At 38.8% G+C, this 12,910-nt stretch carries 20 protein-coding genes and 1 pseudogene; 10 read left to right on the forward strand and 11 right to left on the reverse strand.

The features are described 5' to 3' along the window. Positions 1 to 8: 8 nt before the first annotated feature. The gene (locus DBT49_RS01655) at positions 9 to 992 is read right to left on the reverse strand and encodes a biotin--[acetyl-CoA-carboxylase] ligase (RefSeq protein WP_070559470.1); all 984 of its coding nucleotides are present in this window, start codon (positions 990 to 992) and stop codon (positions 9 to 11) included. A gap of 187 nt (positions 993 to 1,179) precedes the next feature. Here DBT49_RS01655 and DBT49_RS01660 point away from each other — a divergent pair, with 187 nt between their 5' ends. Further along, positions 1,180 to 1,377, forward strand: a complete 198-nt coding sequence (locus tag DBT49_RS01660; protein ID WP_070559469.1) for a CsbD family protein — start codon at positions 1,180 to 1,182, stop codon at positions 1,375 to 1,377. 220 nt (positions 1,378 to 1,597) lie between these two features. On the opposite strand, the gene DBT49_RS01665 is transcribed toward DBT49_RS01660, so the two are convergent. Then, entirely contained in the window at positions 1,598 to 3,145 is a 1,548-nt protein-coding gene (locus DBT49_RS01665; RefSeq protein ID WP_111872423.1) for a ClC family H(+)/Cl(-) exchange transporter, read from the reverse strand. Positions 3,146 to 3,631: 486 nt separating this feature from the next. Between DBT49_RS01665 and DBT49_RS01670 the strand changes: the two genes are divergently transcribed. Continuing rightward, positions 3,632 to 5,053, forward strand: a complete 1,422-nt coding sequence (locus DBT49_RS01670) for a LysM peptidoglycan-binding domain-containing protein (protein ID WP_083300472.1) — start codon at positions 3,632 to 3,634, stop codon at positions 5,051 to 5,053. A 273-nt stretch (positions 5,054 to 5,326) separates the two neighbouring features. On the opposite strand, the gene DBT49_RS01675 is transcribed toward DBT49_RS01670, so the two are convergent. The 9 genes and pseudogenes from DBT49_RS01675 to DBT49_RS01715 form a co-directional block, all read right to left on the reverse strand. After that, entirely contained in the window at positions 5,327 to 6,430 is a 1,104-nt protein-coding gene (locus tag DBT49_RS01675) for a tyrosine-type recombinase/integrase (protein WP_111872422.1), read from the reverse strand. Between the two features lie 161 nt (positions 6,431 to 6,591). Continuing rightward, complete coding sequence (locus DBT49_RS01680; RefSeq protein ID WP_070559466.1) at positions 6,592 to 6,993, reverse strand: hypothetical protein; 402 nt, start codon at positions 6,991 to 6,993, stop codon at positions 6,592 to 6,594. Then, positions 6,986 to 7,492: a hypothetical protein gene (locus tag DBT49_RS01685; RefSeq protein WP_070559465.1), complete on the reverse strand. Its 507-nt coding sequence runs from the start codon at positions 7,490 to 7,492 to the stop codon at positions 6,986 to 6,988. The genes DBT49_RS01680 and DBT49_RS01685 overlap by 8 nt, the downstream gene beginning before the upstream one ends. A gap of 3 nt (positions 7,493 to 7,495) precedes the next feature. Further along, a complete protein-coding gene (locus DBT49_RS01690) occupies positions 7,496 to 7,699 on the reverse strand; it encodes an XRE family transcriptional regulator (protein ID WP_224785471.1) in 204 nt (67 codons plus the stop codon). Between the two features lie 153 nt (positions 7,700 to 7,852). Continuing rightward, positions 7,853 to 7,987 carry a hypothetical protein gene (locus DBT49_RS01695; protein WP_256374778.1) on the reverse strand — a complete coding sequence of 45 codons (135 nt, stop codon included), beginning with the start codon at positions 7,985 to 7,987 and terminating at the stop codon, positions 7,853 to 7,855. A 69-nt stretch (positions 7,988 to 8,056) separates the two neighbouring features. Beyond that, a complete protein-coding gene (locus tag DBT49_RS01700) occupies positions 8,057 to 8,278 on the reverse strand; it encodes a hypothetical protein (protein ID WP_210386518.1) in 222 nt (73 codons plus the stop codon). A 62-nt stretch (positions 8,279 to 8,340) separates the two neighbouring features. After that, positions 8,341 to 8,892, reverse strand: a complete 552-nt coding sequence (locus DBT49_RS01705; RefSeq protein WP_070559463.1) for a hypothetical protein — start codon at positions 8,890 to 8,892, stop codon at positions 8,341 to 8,343. A gap of 423 nt (positions 8,893 to 9,315) precedes the next feature. Further along, a pseudogene (locus tag DBT49_RS01710) lies at positions 9,316 to 9,495 on the reverse strand (hypothetical protein); the annotation flags it as partial. Between the two features lie 13 nt (positions 9,496 to 9,508). Further along, complete coding sequence (locus DBT49_RS01715) at positions 9,509 to 10,243, reverse strand: helix-turn-helix domain-containing protein (RefSeq protein ID WP_070559462.1); 735 nt, start codon at positions 10,241 to 10,243, stop codon at positions 9,509 to 9,511. A 155-nt stretch (positions 10,244 to 10,398) separates the two neighbouring features. Here DBT49_RS01715 and DBT49_RS01720 point away from each other — a divergent pair, with 155 nt between their 5' ends. From DBT49_RS01720 to DBT49_RS01755, 8 genes are all read left to right on the forward strand, one after another. After that, positions 10,399 to 10,629 carry a helix-turn-helix transcriptional regulator gene (locus DBT49_RS01720; protein ID WP_070559461.1) on the forward strand — a complete coding sequence of 77 codons (231 nt, stop codon included), beginning with the start codon at positions 10,399 to 10,401 and terminating at the stop codon, positions 10,627 to 10,629. A 16-nt stretch (positions 10,630 to 10,645) separates the two neighbouring features. Further along, positions 10,646 to 11,410, forward strand: coding sequence for a phage antirepressor (locus tag DBT49_RS01725; RefSeq protein ID WP_070559460.1), 765 nt, complete (start codon positions 10,646 to 10,648; stop codon positions 11,408 to 11,410). Positions 11,411 to 11,499: 89 nt separating this feature from the next. Beyond that, positions 11,500 to 11,739, forward strand: a complete 240-nt coding sequence (locus tag DBT49_RS01730; RefSeq protein ID WP_070559459.1) for a hypothetical protein — start codon at positions 11,500 to 11,502, stop codon at positions 11,737 to 11,739. An 18-nt stretch (positions 11,740 to 11,757) separates the two neighbouring features. Further along, a complete protein-coding gene (locus DBT49_RS01735; protein ID WP_070559458.1) occupies positions 11,758 to 11,946 on the forward strand; it encodes a hypothetical protein in 189 nt (62 codons plus the stop codon). Positions 11,947 to 11,960: 14 nt separating this feature from the next. Beyond that, on the forward strand, positions 11,961 to 12,086 hold the full coding sequence (locus tag DBT49_RS01740) for a hypothetical protein (RefSeq protein ID WP_256374777.1): 126 nt from the start codon (positions 11,961 to 11,963) through the stop codon (positions 12,084 to 12,086). After that, the gene (locus DBT49_RS01745; RefSeq protein ID WP_070559457.1) at positions 12,074 to 12,400 is read left to right on the forward strand and encodes a helix-turn-helix domain-containing protein; all 327 of its coding nucleotides are present in this window, start codon (positions 12,074 to 12,076) and stop codon (positions 12,398 to 12,400) included. The genes DBT49_RS01740 and DBT49_RS01745 overlap by 13 nt, the downstream gene beginning before the upstream one ends. Continuing rightward, on the forward strand, positions 12,397 to 12,555 hold the full coding sequence (locus tag DBT49_RS01750) for a hypothetical protein (protein ID WP_168163195.1): 159 nt from the start codon (positions 12,397 to 12,399) through the stop codon (positions 12,553 to 12,555). The genes DBT49_RS01745 and DBT49_RS01750 overlap by 4 nt, the downstream gene beginning before the upstream one ends. Before the next feature lie 62 nt (positions 12,556 to 12,617). Next, entirely contained in the window at positions 12,618 to 12,899 is a 282-nt protein-coding gene (locus DBT49_RS01755; RefSeq protein ID WP_070559456.1) for a hypothetical protein, read from the forward strand. Positions 12,900 to 12,910 lie beyond the last annotated feature (11 nt).

Raw genomic sequence — 12,910 nt, forward strand, 5'->3', positions numbered from 1 at the left:
GCTTCTAGCTAGTCGCTAACGAATTGTTGACTCCCAAAATGAATATTGGGGCTGACTAGGGCATGGATGTTTCCAGCGCTATCTTCCACTAAGAGCTGGCCTTGTTCATTAATCCCTTTTATTTTTCCAGTTTTATTGACCTGGTTTTCTTGGTAACTTACTTCTTTACCCAGACCCAGTAGGTGTTTCTTATAGGTGTCTAGAAATTCACCTTGGGCAAAGTGGTGATGGTAGGCCATAAAGCATTGGATCAGGTCAGCTAAGAATTGGTTAATATTAAAGTCTTTAGGCAAGTCTTTTCCAAAAAAGGTCCCAGCAATTTCCCTAATATCAGCCACTTTAGACAAGTCACCGGCTAAATTCAGACCCAAACCGATGACAATATAAGACACACTAGGAATCTCTAAGTCAGAGACCATTTCGCAAAGGATTCCGGCGGCCTTGTGACCTTGGTAGAAGAGATCGTTAACCCACTTGACCTGGATGGGTTCAGCTAAGTAACTCCCCAAAGTGTCGATCACGGCACTGGCCGCTAAGAGGGTGTAGAGAGGCACTTCAGCTGGGCTAGAACAATTGGGCTTCAGAGCCAAACTGACATACAAGCCATCCTCTAAGGAAGAATAGAAACTTTTTCCTAGACGTCCCTTGCCGGCTGTTTGTTTTTGACTAGCACAAATAACCAAGTCATCTTGGTGTTGACTCTTATAGGCCTTGATATATTCATTGGTAGACCCAACTTCATCTAAAAGAATGAGCTTCCACTTGGCTTCCCCTTGGTCCAGGTAATAAGTCAATAGACTCTGGTTTAGCCGTTGGGGTAAGGCTTGAATCTGGTAGCCTTGCTTTCCAGATTCGATGACGAAGCCTTCCTTACGCAGGTTTTCAACCGCCTTCCATACTGCATTACGGGAGAGGTTGAGTTGGTCGGCTAGGACCTGGCCACTAAGGGGCGCTACCATAAGCTGTTCTAAAACCGCTTGACTGGTTGTCATGCAAGTATCTTCCTTTCTGAATAATCTTAACGAATAGCTATAAGCATTTTATATTTTACAAAGATCAGGATAATCTTGTCAACTTATTTTTAATAAAGGGTGACGCAAGCGATAGGCTAACCATATCATTTTAAAGACCTCTTTGATCGTGTTAAAATGGGAATATAAGATAAAAGGAGGAAAAGTTATGTCAGAAAAATTTGATCAAATTAAGGGTAAAGTTAAAGAAACCGCTGGAAAAGTATTTGATGACAAAGAAACCGAAAACGAAGGCAAGACTGAAGATCTATCTGCCCAAGCTAAAGAAGCAGTTAACGATGTGAAGGACTCCGTAAAGGGAGCAGTTGATGGAGTTAAGAATAGCTTTTCAGAAGACAAAGAATAAGAAGTACAGATAAATTTATCATTTAAAAGAGCCTGGGACAAAAGTCTCAGGCTCTTTTTCTTCCAGTTGCTATAGCTGTTCGAAGCGTTAGCGAGTTACAGATATAGTATGCGTAGCGATTCAAGTCTCTGACGGCGTCCTCTCATCCTTATAACTGAGCTTTTCCCAGTTTTCTCCAGCGATTTCGTCCTTTGGTGTGACTGTCACACTCTACTTATTGTTAATCTTTATTCATAGAGTGGATATATTTTTTACTAGCGGCTAAATCGTCTTCATCTAACAAGATCTTGACCGTATCTAGGGCTTGGAGTGTGGTATCACCATGTGGAGTGATACTTTGCCCCTTACGTTCAATATTTAAGAGCAGGGCACTAGGCGGAAAGGCTAAGGCTTTGACGGCTAGCTGGTTGAATTGGGAGAGGACACTCACTTGATAAGTCAGGCTAATTTTTTTCTTGGTGAGTTTTGTCGCTGCTTTGTCCTGCATCCGTTCATAAAGGCTTTCATAAATAGGTGCCAGGCCCAGTCTTTCGCAGATGATATAGGCAAGGGCAGCCACAATGGCCAAGGGTAGGAGGTTGTTGAGATTGCCTACCATTTCCACTACGAGAATGATAGAAGTTAAGGGGGAACGCACCACAGCCGTTAGAACCCCAACCATGCCTAAAACCATGAAATTAGTTAATAAGGCTGAATCAATAGGAAGAAAAAGTTGAATAAGCATAAAAACGCTGGCTCCACTGAGGCAACCAATGGCTAAGGTGGGAAGAAAAATCCCACCAGGAACCCCTGTGCTATAGCAAAAAGCGGTGAAAAAAATCTTGGCAAAGAGAATGACTAGGAGGAACTTCAGGGAAAAGGGCTGGGCGATAAAGTCAAAAACCAGTTCATGCCCTGACCCGGTTATCCAAGAAAAACCATAGGAAACTAAAGCAGCCAATAGGAAACCGACCATCACCCGGTGAATTATTTTTGGAAAAAACTTTTGCATGGTGGTTTGCAAGGCTAAAAGTGACTTGGAAAAGCAATAGCCGATAACAGCAGAGGCTATCCCCAAAAGGATAAGAGCAAAATAAAGTTTCAAGGGAAAGCTTTCTGGTGTTTTTAGGGCAAAGGAGGGTTGTAAACCAAATAGCGATTTAGAGATCAAGTCAGCTAAGATGGCTGAAATCAGGGCGGGAATTAAGATAAAGGAAGAAATACTCTTATGAATCTCTTCTAATACAAATAAGCTCGCCGCAATTGGAGCATTAAAGGCAGCTGCTAAACCGGCAGCGGCCCCGGCGGTAATTAAGAGGCGAGTGTCTTCGGGGCTAGTCTGGCGCTTTTTACTGTAACCCTTAGCCACAGCCGCCCCGATTTGAATTGAAGGGCCCTCGCGTCCTAAAGACATCCCGCTAATAATGGCAAAAAGACCCCCTACAAATTTTGACAATAATAAGGAAAGAACCGGCATATTAAATTGCCCCAGCAATTCCCCAGTCACCTGAGGGATGCCACTGCCTCCAGAGAGGGGGGACCGTTTTAATAAGTAGCCGGTAACCCAGGCCATGAGGATGACCGTAATAATAGTTATAGCGATAAAGCTTAAATGAATTTGGCTAAAGAGCCAAGTGTGCCACTGGGAAGCATAGCCTAATAAATAGCGGTAGAGGACTGCGAAGAATCCCGCTAAGGCTCCTACGGCAATGGCCTCGATGATTGAGAGGGCGTGTGACTTAGCCACTTCGGTCTGCAATTTATTGGCTTTAAATGGACTTGTTTTCACTTTTCAGCCTTCTTTCTAGAGAGTTAATCACCTCAGACGATATCACTTCCATTATAGCAAGGCTATCAAGACGACATGAAGAATCTCACTTAGAGGTATTCAGAACGATTGAGGAGAAGTCAGGCTAATTATAAATAAAATGAGGAAAAGCCCTGGATTGCATCGATCTATTTCGCAAAAAAGACAGGAAATGTTTCAATATTACAAAGTATATTACAGAAATATTACAGAGCTAAGGAATAATTTCTCTCAAAAAACGACTTGAAGAAAAAAGTCCCCCAGGAAAGCGGCCATAGCAATATTTAATAATTCTTTAAAAAGATATGGCCTATAAAAGATAAGCTTTTAATTTTTCACTAAGAAGGCGAAAATGAAATAATTTGTAATCGACTTGTTACCCAAAAAAATTCCCCAGCATATATAATAGATATTGTGAATAAATAGATTTTAATAAATTTTAAAAATTTCTGGGGGTAAAACAGAATTATGAAAAAGACAAAGAAAATCATGTTAGGAACATCTGTACTGACTTCGGCGGCCTTGGCAGCTGTTATCGCTCCAAATGTTGACGCGGCTGAATATACCATTAAGGTAGGGGACACTCTATCTGAATTAGCACTTCAATTTAATACCACTATTGAAGAATTACGTGACGGTAACAACATTGAAGATGTTAACCTTATCTTTGCTGGGGAAACCTTAGACGTTCCTTCTGCAGAAACTCCTCAAGTTTCTAATAAAAAAGAAGTTAAAGCTGAAAAACCAGCACCAGCTGCAAAAACCACTACTAGCCAAACTTCAGATGCTAATGGCGTTTATACTGTTGTTGCTGGAGACACTTTAAACAAGATTGCTGCTGAGTTTAACACCACTGCTCAAGCCATTCGTGACTTGAACGGTTTACGAGGGGATTTAATCTTAATTGGTCAACAATTACAAGTGAAGGTGGCTTTACAAGAAAGCCCAGCGCCAGTTGCTGAATACCAAGCAGCTCCTCAAGACCAAGTGGTTGAAGAAAAAATCGCTTATGAACTTCCTGAAGTGACTGCTAATGAAGGTCACGTAGAAGAAAGCGCAAGCCCAGTTGAAGCACCAGCAACTCCAGAAGTGGCAGAAGCTGAAGTAGCTCCTAAAGCAGAAGTTGTTGAAGCAGAAGTAGCTAGCCCAGCTCCAGCCAAAGAAGTAAAAGCAGAAGCAGCTGTAGATGCTGAAGCTGCTCAAGCCAAAGAAGCTGCTGAAAAAGCTCAAGCAGAACAAGCGCAAGCCCAAGCTGCTAAGGAAGCCGAAGCGCAAAAGGCTGCTCAAGCTCAAGCAGAACAAGCAGCCAAAGAAGCGGAAGCCCAAAAAGCTGCCCAAGCTGCTAAGGAAGCTGAAGCGCAAAAGGCCGCTCAAGCTGCTAAGGAAGCTGAAGAACAAAAGGCCGCTGAAGCTGCTAAACAAGCTGAAATTGAAAAGGCTCAATTACAAGCCCAAACTTACCAAGCAGCCAACACCCAAGTTCAAGCTCAACCAGTAAGCACAAACAATGCGACTGTCTTATCTGCTTACGATGGGAGTGTTGACCCACGTGGTTTAGCTCCAGCGGGACAATGTACTTATTATGTCATCAACCGTCTACATGCCTTAGGTAAACCAGTTCCTGGTCCTATGGGTAACGCTAACCAATGGGCATATACTGCAAGTAATCATGGTATCCCCGTATCAAATAAACCAACCGTCGGCTCTGTGGTTTCCTTCCCAGCCGGGGTTGCAGGTGCCTCTGGTTATGGCCACGTTGCCTTTGTTGAAGGGGTTAACCCAGATGGTTCCATCCGTATTTCAGAAATGAACTTCGGTGGTTCACCAAACGTGACTTACCGTACCGTTGATGCTGGTTCTGCAGCAGCGTCATCCTACATCCACTTCTAATTAAACAAGTAATAAAAAACGAGTGTTTACCCCACTCGTTTTTTATTTAGTCAATTTTTGTGGCAGACACATGATTATAAGCGAGCTTTTGGCATCACCAAGACTCGCTTTTTTGCTTAGAAGCCATGTGAGAGGTCAGAAATAAAAGGGCTGGCATTGGTTTTTCACCCTTTTCACGGTATAATGTATAATTATACAAGGAACGCCTTAAAACCATTGATACGACAAGTTTTCATAGTTTTCAAATCGCGAAAGGTAGCAAAAAAGTAGCATTTAGAACTCAATTTCATTAATTTTATTGGATAAATCGTCCTTCATTTTTGGGCTGAAGTGACCGTAAATTTGATCAATCATTGTGGTGTCCTCGTGGCCAACTTGCTTGGCGATTAATTTTGCTGGCACATAATTTTCAACCATGCGTGTGATGTAAGTATGCCTAAAAATATGTGTTGTGATTTTCTTTGGAAAGTCTATTGTTTTTAAATAATCATTGGCACTGGTTAAGGTGTATGGCGTTAAATTAGGTTTGAATATCAAAAGGTCGGTCTCGCCATGTAACTTAATCAGACCCTTTCTGCGTTCCAATATCTCGTCAAAAAGTTTAGCCAACTGGAGGTTATAAGCCGTGGTTCTAATTTTGCCGCCTTTAGGTAAATCGTAATCTCTTTTAGGATAAATATATTGGCGGTTAACAAGTATCTTCCGATCGTCAAAATCAATTTGTGGAAGTGATAGAGCAGTTGCTTCATTGAAACGCATCCCTGTATACATTTGAATTTTAAATAGATATACATATTGCATCAGGTTACGGTCTTCCAGTGCAGCAAAAACTTTTTCCGCTTCATCAGGTTCTAAGTATTTGTCTGTTAAAGCTGTTTTCTTAGGCATGTTAATCTTAGGCACTTTGAGATCTTCAACAGGGAATCGCTTATCAAAGAAACCATAATCATATCCAAAGATTAAAATGAGTTTAATCACATTCAAGCGCATTAATAATGTATTATAAGCTTGCCCTTCATTTAGATAACCCAATAAAATATTATTGATAAAAGGAGCGGTTAGCTTTTTAATCTTCGTGTCACCCAATTTCCTTACTAACACATTGACTTGTGATTCATAAATCGACTTTGTCGCTAAGGTTAATTCTGACTGTTTCATGACTTCCACCCATTTGTGCGCTAGTTTAGAAAAGCCAATGTCAGACGAACTTGTTTGTTTCTTATGAATCTTTTCACCGAGAATTTGTTTCGCTGTATTATGTGCCTGTGGACTATCTTTAGTGAGGGTGGTGGACACATATTTGGTTTTACCTGTCAAGCGATCTTTATAACGTTCGGTGTATTTAAATTTCCCATTATTTTGTTGTACAACCCACACTTTTATCACTCCTTATGTTAAAATTGGGTATAGAAAAAAAGCCCACTTACCTTTTACATTCCTTAAGTGTTGGATTTTTTTCTTAATATTTCTTTATCTCAGCTCCACTCTTGACTCGCCAAAGTTATGAGAGTGGGGCTTTTTTATTGTCAACAAAATTGCTATTTTGTGAAAGCATCTATAATATTCGGAAGTTGATTAATCACAGCAACGATAATCGTACCGATTGTTCCGACTATCACTAGCCATACACTATATTTAGTTTTGATAACCTCTTCACGGTTGTTTGCCACAGATTTCTCTAAAGAATTAAATTGATCATCAATAGAGTTAAAGTGAGAATCTAACTGTTTTTCTACGCTATTCGCTAATAATTCTTTCTGTTCCTGATATCGTTTTTCTGAGCGCTCTTCACGTTCACGCATATCATCCTTTAATTCCTTAAAAAGAATATCAAATTTATCCATACCCTCGTCCTCCTTCAAGTCTATTTTATCATTTTCAGGAAGTTTTCTGGCTTGAAATTCATCTTTATCAGGAAAATCAACAATGTTATTACTCATAGTCATCACCAGTTATAATAGGCAACTTTGTTTTATATAAGAAATTATTAGAAACGGAGCTTGCTTCTATATATTCTTCCATAGTTTCTATTTTCTCAGACGAGTAGAATACAACTACTTCTATGTAAGAACTCTTTAAATCTAAAGTAATAATTTCTTCTTTGTATTTTTTGATTAAATCATTATCCAGCAATCGGATAAGTAAACTAGTCTTTTCATTGCCATCAATCAAAGTTTTCTCTGAAATGTTATATGATAGATGATTAAGGATGATACGGTCTTTATCACCTAGAGTATATATGAGTGAAACATTTAGAAAAAAATCAATTGATTCTTCAGGGTGCTTGGTGTACTGTAAAGCACTTAGCCCGACTTCTAATAATATACTGGAAATGTTATCAATATTTAAGATCGAAGTAATTCTATGTGAAGGGGTGGTATTAACGTGATCATATAGCCCTACATAGTTAATAACAGGCGTAAAATTATAATGAGCCATTTTCTATCTCCTATCTATTTTATTTTTTAACTTCTTTGCATATTCTGTGAGTTTAATGGCATTATCTAATGACATCTTCCCAATGGGGGTTATTTTGTTTGCATAGTTTGATAAGGTGTTTTGACTGATGCCTACTTCTTTAGAGATGCGATAGCGACTTTCGCTAGTGATGAGATGGTAGAGCTCCTCCTTTGATAAAATTTCCATAATTATAATCTCCTTAACCAAATAATAATATTAATGAGTAATAGGATAAGCCAAAAAGTAATTCTTAAATTTTGCTTTTTGATTTTATTCATTGCAATCTTCCTTTCAATCAATTAAAATGAAAGGGAAGGAAGGTCAACTTCCCTTCACAATTTAATCGTTAAGTAGCGAGTGGATTAAGTTGTATACGGTAGACACTATTGTGATTAGTTTTGCGGCTAGTTCAATGGTGTCTTTTCTTTTTGCTCTTTTTTTCTTCTTCCTATATTCAGCTTGAGTTATTTTCATTGCACCCCTCCTTGACCTTCTACTATTATCATACTACTATTTATAGTAGTGATCAAGAGATTGGGCTCTTTATACATTGTTTCTTTCTTTGCGAACGTCATCATATCCCATTAGCCATTCCATACTGACGTCCAGGGTCTTGCCTAGCAAATATAACTTTCGTTTATCAGGACTTGATTTATCATTAACGTATTGAGAAAAATGACTCTTATTTAAATAGATCCCGAGTTGCTCTTGATACGGTTTAGACTTTTCTAAAATATCCACTTGTCTTAGATTTCTTTCTGACATTATTTGCTTCAGCCGAACACCGGTTGTCGTACTCACACAATCACCTTTCCTTATTTATGTTACTAATAAAATTTTTCTTCAATTTCATAAAGTTGGGGATCATATATAATCTTTAAATCATTCTTATCAAAGGGACGGCTGCGTATGAGAACCCCTACTTCCTTTTCTTTATTTAGTAAAACCCCTTTATCTTGCTCTAAAGATTCAATTAATTGATTTGATACGGGATAGTTTAAGTCGTTTAGAACCTCTATAACTGATTCATCCCCTATATCAAAAAAGTAAATATCCAGCACTTTTGACTCATCATTATTTACTCGCATACGGGCTTTTTTATCAAAGTTATAATCTTTATAAAACTCACCAAAATACGCTGTGTACGAAACGGTTATCTCATCAGGCTCAACCTCTAATACTTGCATGAGTTTATAGCTGGTTTCCTTAGGACCGTCAGGGTTATAACTAAGGTTATCAGCAATAAGGGTTAAGCCAAGAGAAACAATAAACGTGATTCCCGCTGCGATTAGCCAGGGTTGAACAGGGCGATCTATAATCTTGCTATATAGAGCAATTCCAACAAATAGAATAGTTAAAAGCCGAATTACATGCCTCAAGCACCAAATGCTCCTTTCTATAAATGACCTCGCCCACTCTTGATTCGCAAAAATTATGAGAGTGGGACTTTTTTATTGTCTATATCTTAAACTTATTCCTCCTACATAGGTTGCCCAAATTGCTATTAAGGGAACAAATCTAATAAAAGTATCTAGTCCGAAAACTAACGTCCAGAAAAATGAAATAATAGAAAACAGAACAAATGCAATCACTGGGTGTTCAGCGGAGAAATAATAACCAGAAATCAAAAGCAGGGCATCAATTGCTAAGCATAATAAAAGACCTAATAAACATATCAACTGGAAGAAACCTGAAGTAATATGTAACAATCCAAAAGTTGCTGGTGTTCCAACAAAGGCTGCTATTAGTAAACAACCAATGCCGTCACTATCACTTGATGAAACATACGGGCTTCTTAAGGGAGAATAGGTAGTCTTGTTATACAATTTGTTATAAGCAGCCTTTTTAGGATTCTTGATATAGCCCATTCCCTTTTTACCATAAGAAGGGTCAATAGATTTCTTTAAAGTTCTTTTTGCTTTTCCAGTTGTTCGTGCAGATATACTTTTCTTCATGTCGGGCTTTCGTGGTCCGAACTTCATAATTACTTCCTTCCTATAAAATAACCTTACCTAAAATTGTTACCTGATTAGCTTCCAGATGCATATCATCATACTTAGGATTTTCACTTCTTAAAATAATTCCGTCTTCATTCGTATAAACTCGCTTGCAAGTAACCCCTTCATCAGCGATTCTCACGATAGCGACTTCACCATTCTCAACAGTAGGCTGGTGGCGAATATATACTTCATCACCTTTTTGAATCAGCGGTTGCATACTATCACCAGTAATTTCCACCAGTTCGTCTGCACCTTTAGGCACAACAGACGCTGACACGACTTCATAATTATATTCATCATCATCAACATAAATGGCTGAACCAGCAGCGGAAGGGCGTTTACGTAAGGTGTAGGTTTCGTTTTCTTCATTAACTGTATTCTGTTGTTCGAGCTGGTTTTCAGCGTAGTGCAGAACCTTTTGCTGACGGCGTTCTATTAATTTTGATGTTGTTTCAGTAACAGAGTCAAGTGTGGTAGATGAACTTTGTTTAAAAGAAACTGTATCTTCATTATCTAATTGGTTAAAAAGGTCATCAAACATAACACCCATACCTTCTGCTGCCTTCTTTATTATTGGAATGGAAGGTGTGACTTTCTTTCCGTTTCGTGGATCCTTATTCTTTTCTAAAACAGATATGTAAGCTTTTGAAATACCTGATCTTTTTGAAAATGAGTCCATGCTCATATTATTTTGTGTACGATACTTTTTTATTATTTCCCCTAAATGCATTTTTTTCTCTCCTCACGTATTTATAATGAAAGTCTAACATTTTAGACATATGATATCACGATGGGAATTATTTTTCAACATTTTGTTCATCATGATTGACAGCTGTCGTCTAACATGTTAGACTAAAGTCAAGTTGAAGGAAAGGCGGTGGAGATATGCACAATGTTTCTTATAGGATTAAAGAGTTAAGAAACGAAAAAGGCTGGACACAACAAGAGCTCTCTGAAATATCTAATGTTAGTAGAGCACTCATTGCTGGTTTGGAAAGCGGAGCTATAACAGAAACTTCGACAGCAAGCTTAAAAAAGTTGGCTAAGGCATTTGATATTGAGGTGTCTGATATTTTTTTTACTTATAATGTTCAACATGATAGACAGAAGACATAAAAAGGAGTTAATCAAAATGAATGAACTAAAATTATTTGAATTTGAAGACCAGCAGGTTAGAACACTAGTTATAGATAACGAGCCCTATTTTGTAGGCAAAGATGTGACGAATATTCTCGGTTATCAAAACGCAAGCAAAGCTTTGCGAGACCACGTAGACAAGGAAGACAAACTGAATAACGAATCGTTATCGAGTTTAGGACAGCGTGGAGGTTGGTTGATCAACGAATCAGGCCTGTACAGCCTAATCTTAAAATCGAAGCTGCCAAGCGCTAAGCGATTTAAACGTTGGGTGACTAGCGAGGTGCTACCAGCTATCCGTAAGCATGGGGCGTATATGACCGATGAAAAAGCTTATGACATTACACACAACCCTAACGCATTAGCTGACTTGTTGCTTCAAGCAGGCGAGCAGCTCAAACAAAAAGACCTCGTTATCAAAGAGATGCAACCCAAAGCATTATTTGCTGACGCTGTAGAAACGAGCCACACGTCTATTTTAGTTGGAGAACTCGCCAAGATTCTAAAACAAAATGGTGTGGAAACTGGTCAAAATCGATTGTTCCAATGGTTAAGAGATAAAGGATATCTTATCGCACGTAAGGGGACAGATCGCAACATGCCAACGCAAAAGAGCATGGAGCTGGGCCTATTTGAGATTAAAGAACGCACCATTAATAACCCTAACGGCACAGTCACCGTGACAAAAACACCTAAGGTTACAGGCAAGGGGCAAACCTATTTCATTAATCGGTTTCTAAAACAAATGGAGGTCTGCTAGTTAACGGCGTAGATGTAAGGGGTGAGAAGAATAAAAAAACACATTGCTAACGATTATTTGAAATAAATACCTTAAGGAGTGAACTAATTATGAACCTAGCTGAAATTGAAGTGCCTGACAAGAATCTGGTGTATGCCTGTATCACGTCAGAAATTCCTTATATCTTTCAAGGCATTGGTCGACAACAAGCCGCTAAGTATGTGAACGCTATGTATCACAATCCAGAATTCTCTGACGGAGTCATCAAACCAACGCAGCGAACCACAGTCGTGATCATTAGTCGCTTTGTTGATTATCTAAGATATATGGACGAACAGAAGTTTAAATAGAAAGAGATGAGTAAACCAATGGGAAAGAAAATTCCTGACACCGATAAGAATGTTTCACCATTAGCTAAAGGTGAATGGGTAACTATAAAAGTAAATGGTGCTGAAGAGCTTTCAAAGTTAGTAGATAAAGCTGCAAGGTTATCTCAAGAGCTTTCAGAAACAATTGAAGAGATTGAAAACGTGAAATTTGAATTTGAGTTTGAGTAGAAAGAGGTGAGACCATGACACCGTTTATCGTATCTTTACTAATCATATCCATGTTTTTTAACGGTTACTTCCTAGGTATTGTTCGCGCTTACTATGCAAAAATGCAAGGCGAGGAGGGTGAAGACGATTGTCAAATGTAGGAGATAATATTCAACTCATTCGCCTGGAAGAAGGCCATGGTGTTCAAAGTTTTGCTAAGCGTTTAGGTGTGAAACCGAGCTTGATTAATGATATCGAAAAAGGTCTCAAAGAACCTAGCGAAGAATTTCTTCAGTTGGTTTCAAAAGAAGTGGGGATACCTGTTTCGCACATTATTCAAGGTCAAAACTATGACAGCGTTGAAGGTTTCAAGGAATGGTTAGAACACCTTGAACTAGCGAGTGACCCGAATAAGAGTTTTATCTTAGCAGCCCTTGAGTTGGCAGAAGCTTATCAAAGTTGGTGCGACCAGTGAAAACAATTGTTGTTAAGAAGAAGAACGGGAAGGTTATTAAAGAGTTTAGCTTTGACGATCGTGACGAAGCCACACTATTTGTCACTGAAAATAATTTTTGGACAAAGCGGCAAGGCTTTCGTTATGAAGTTCTGGGTATAAAAAAAGACGACTAAGAAAGTCGTCCCTCTTGAAACCTATCCCTAGTATAACACAAATAACGGAAAGGTTGTTATCAATGATTAAAGTTTTAAACCAAACCACGGAATATTATTGTTCCACAGAAAAGGAAGCTCAAGATATTTTAGATAAACGCAAAGCAGATCTCGACACGATCACTGATGATGGCCGAAAGCTAGGCAGAATCATGAAGCAAATCCTAGAAGATAAGGTCACTTCAGACAACCAGTATTACAAGTTAACCATTAAGGAAGAATATAACTTGGCGGTTGACGTGGCGCAATCTGATCCACATGACGATAACGATTATGTTGAACTGTTCCCTATGCCAGAGAAATAAAGGAGAAATGA

Origin of the sequence: Aerococcus mictus (assembly GCF_003286595.3) — a bacterium.
Lineage (GTDB): Bacteria > Bacillota > Bacilli > Lactobacillales > Aerococcaceae > Aerococcus > Aerococcus mictus.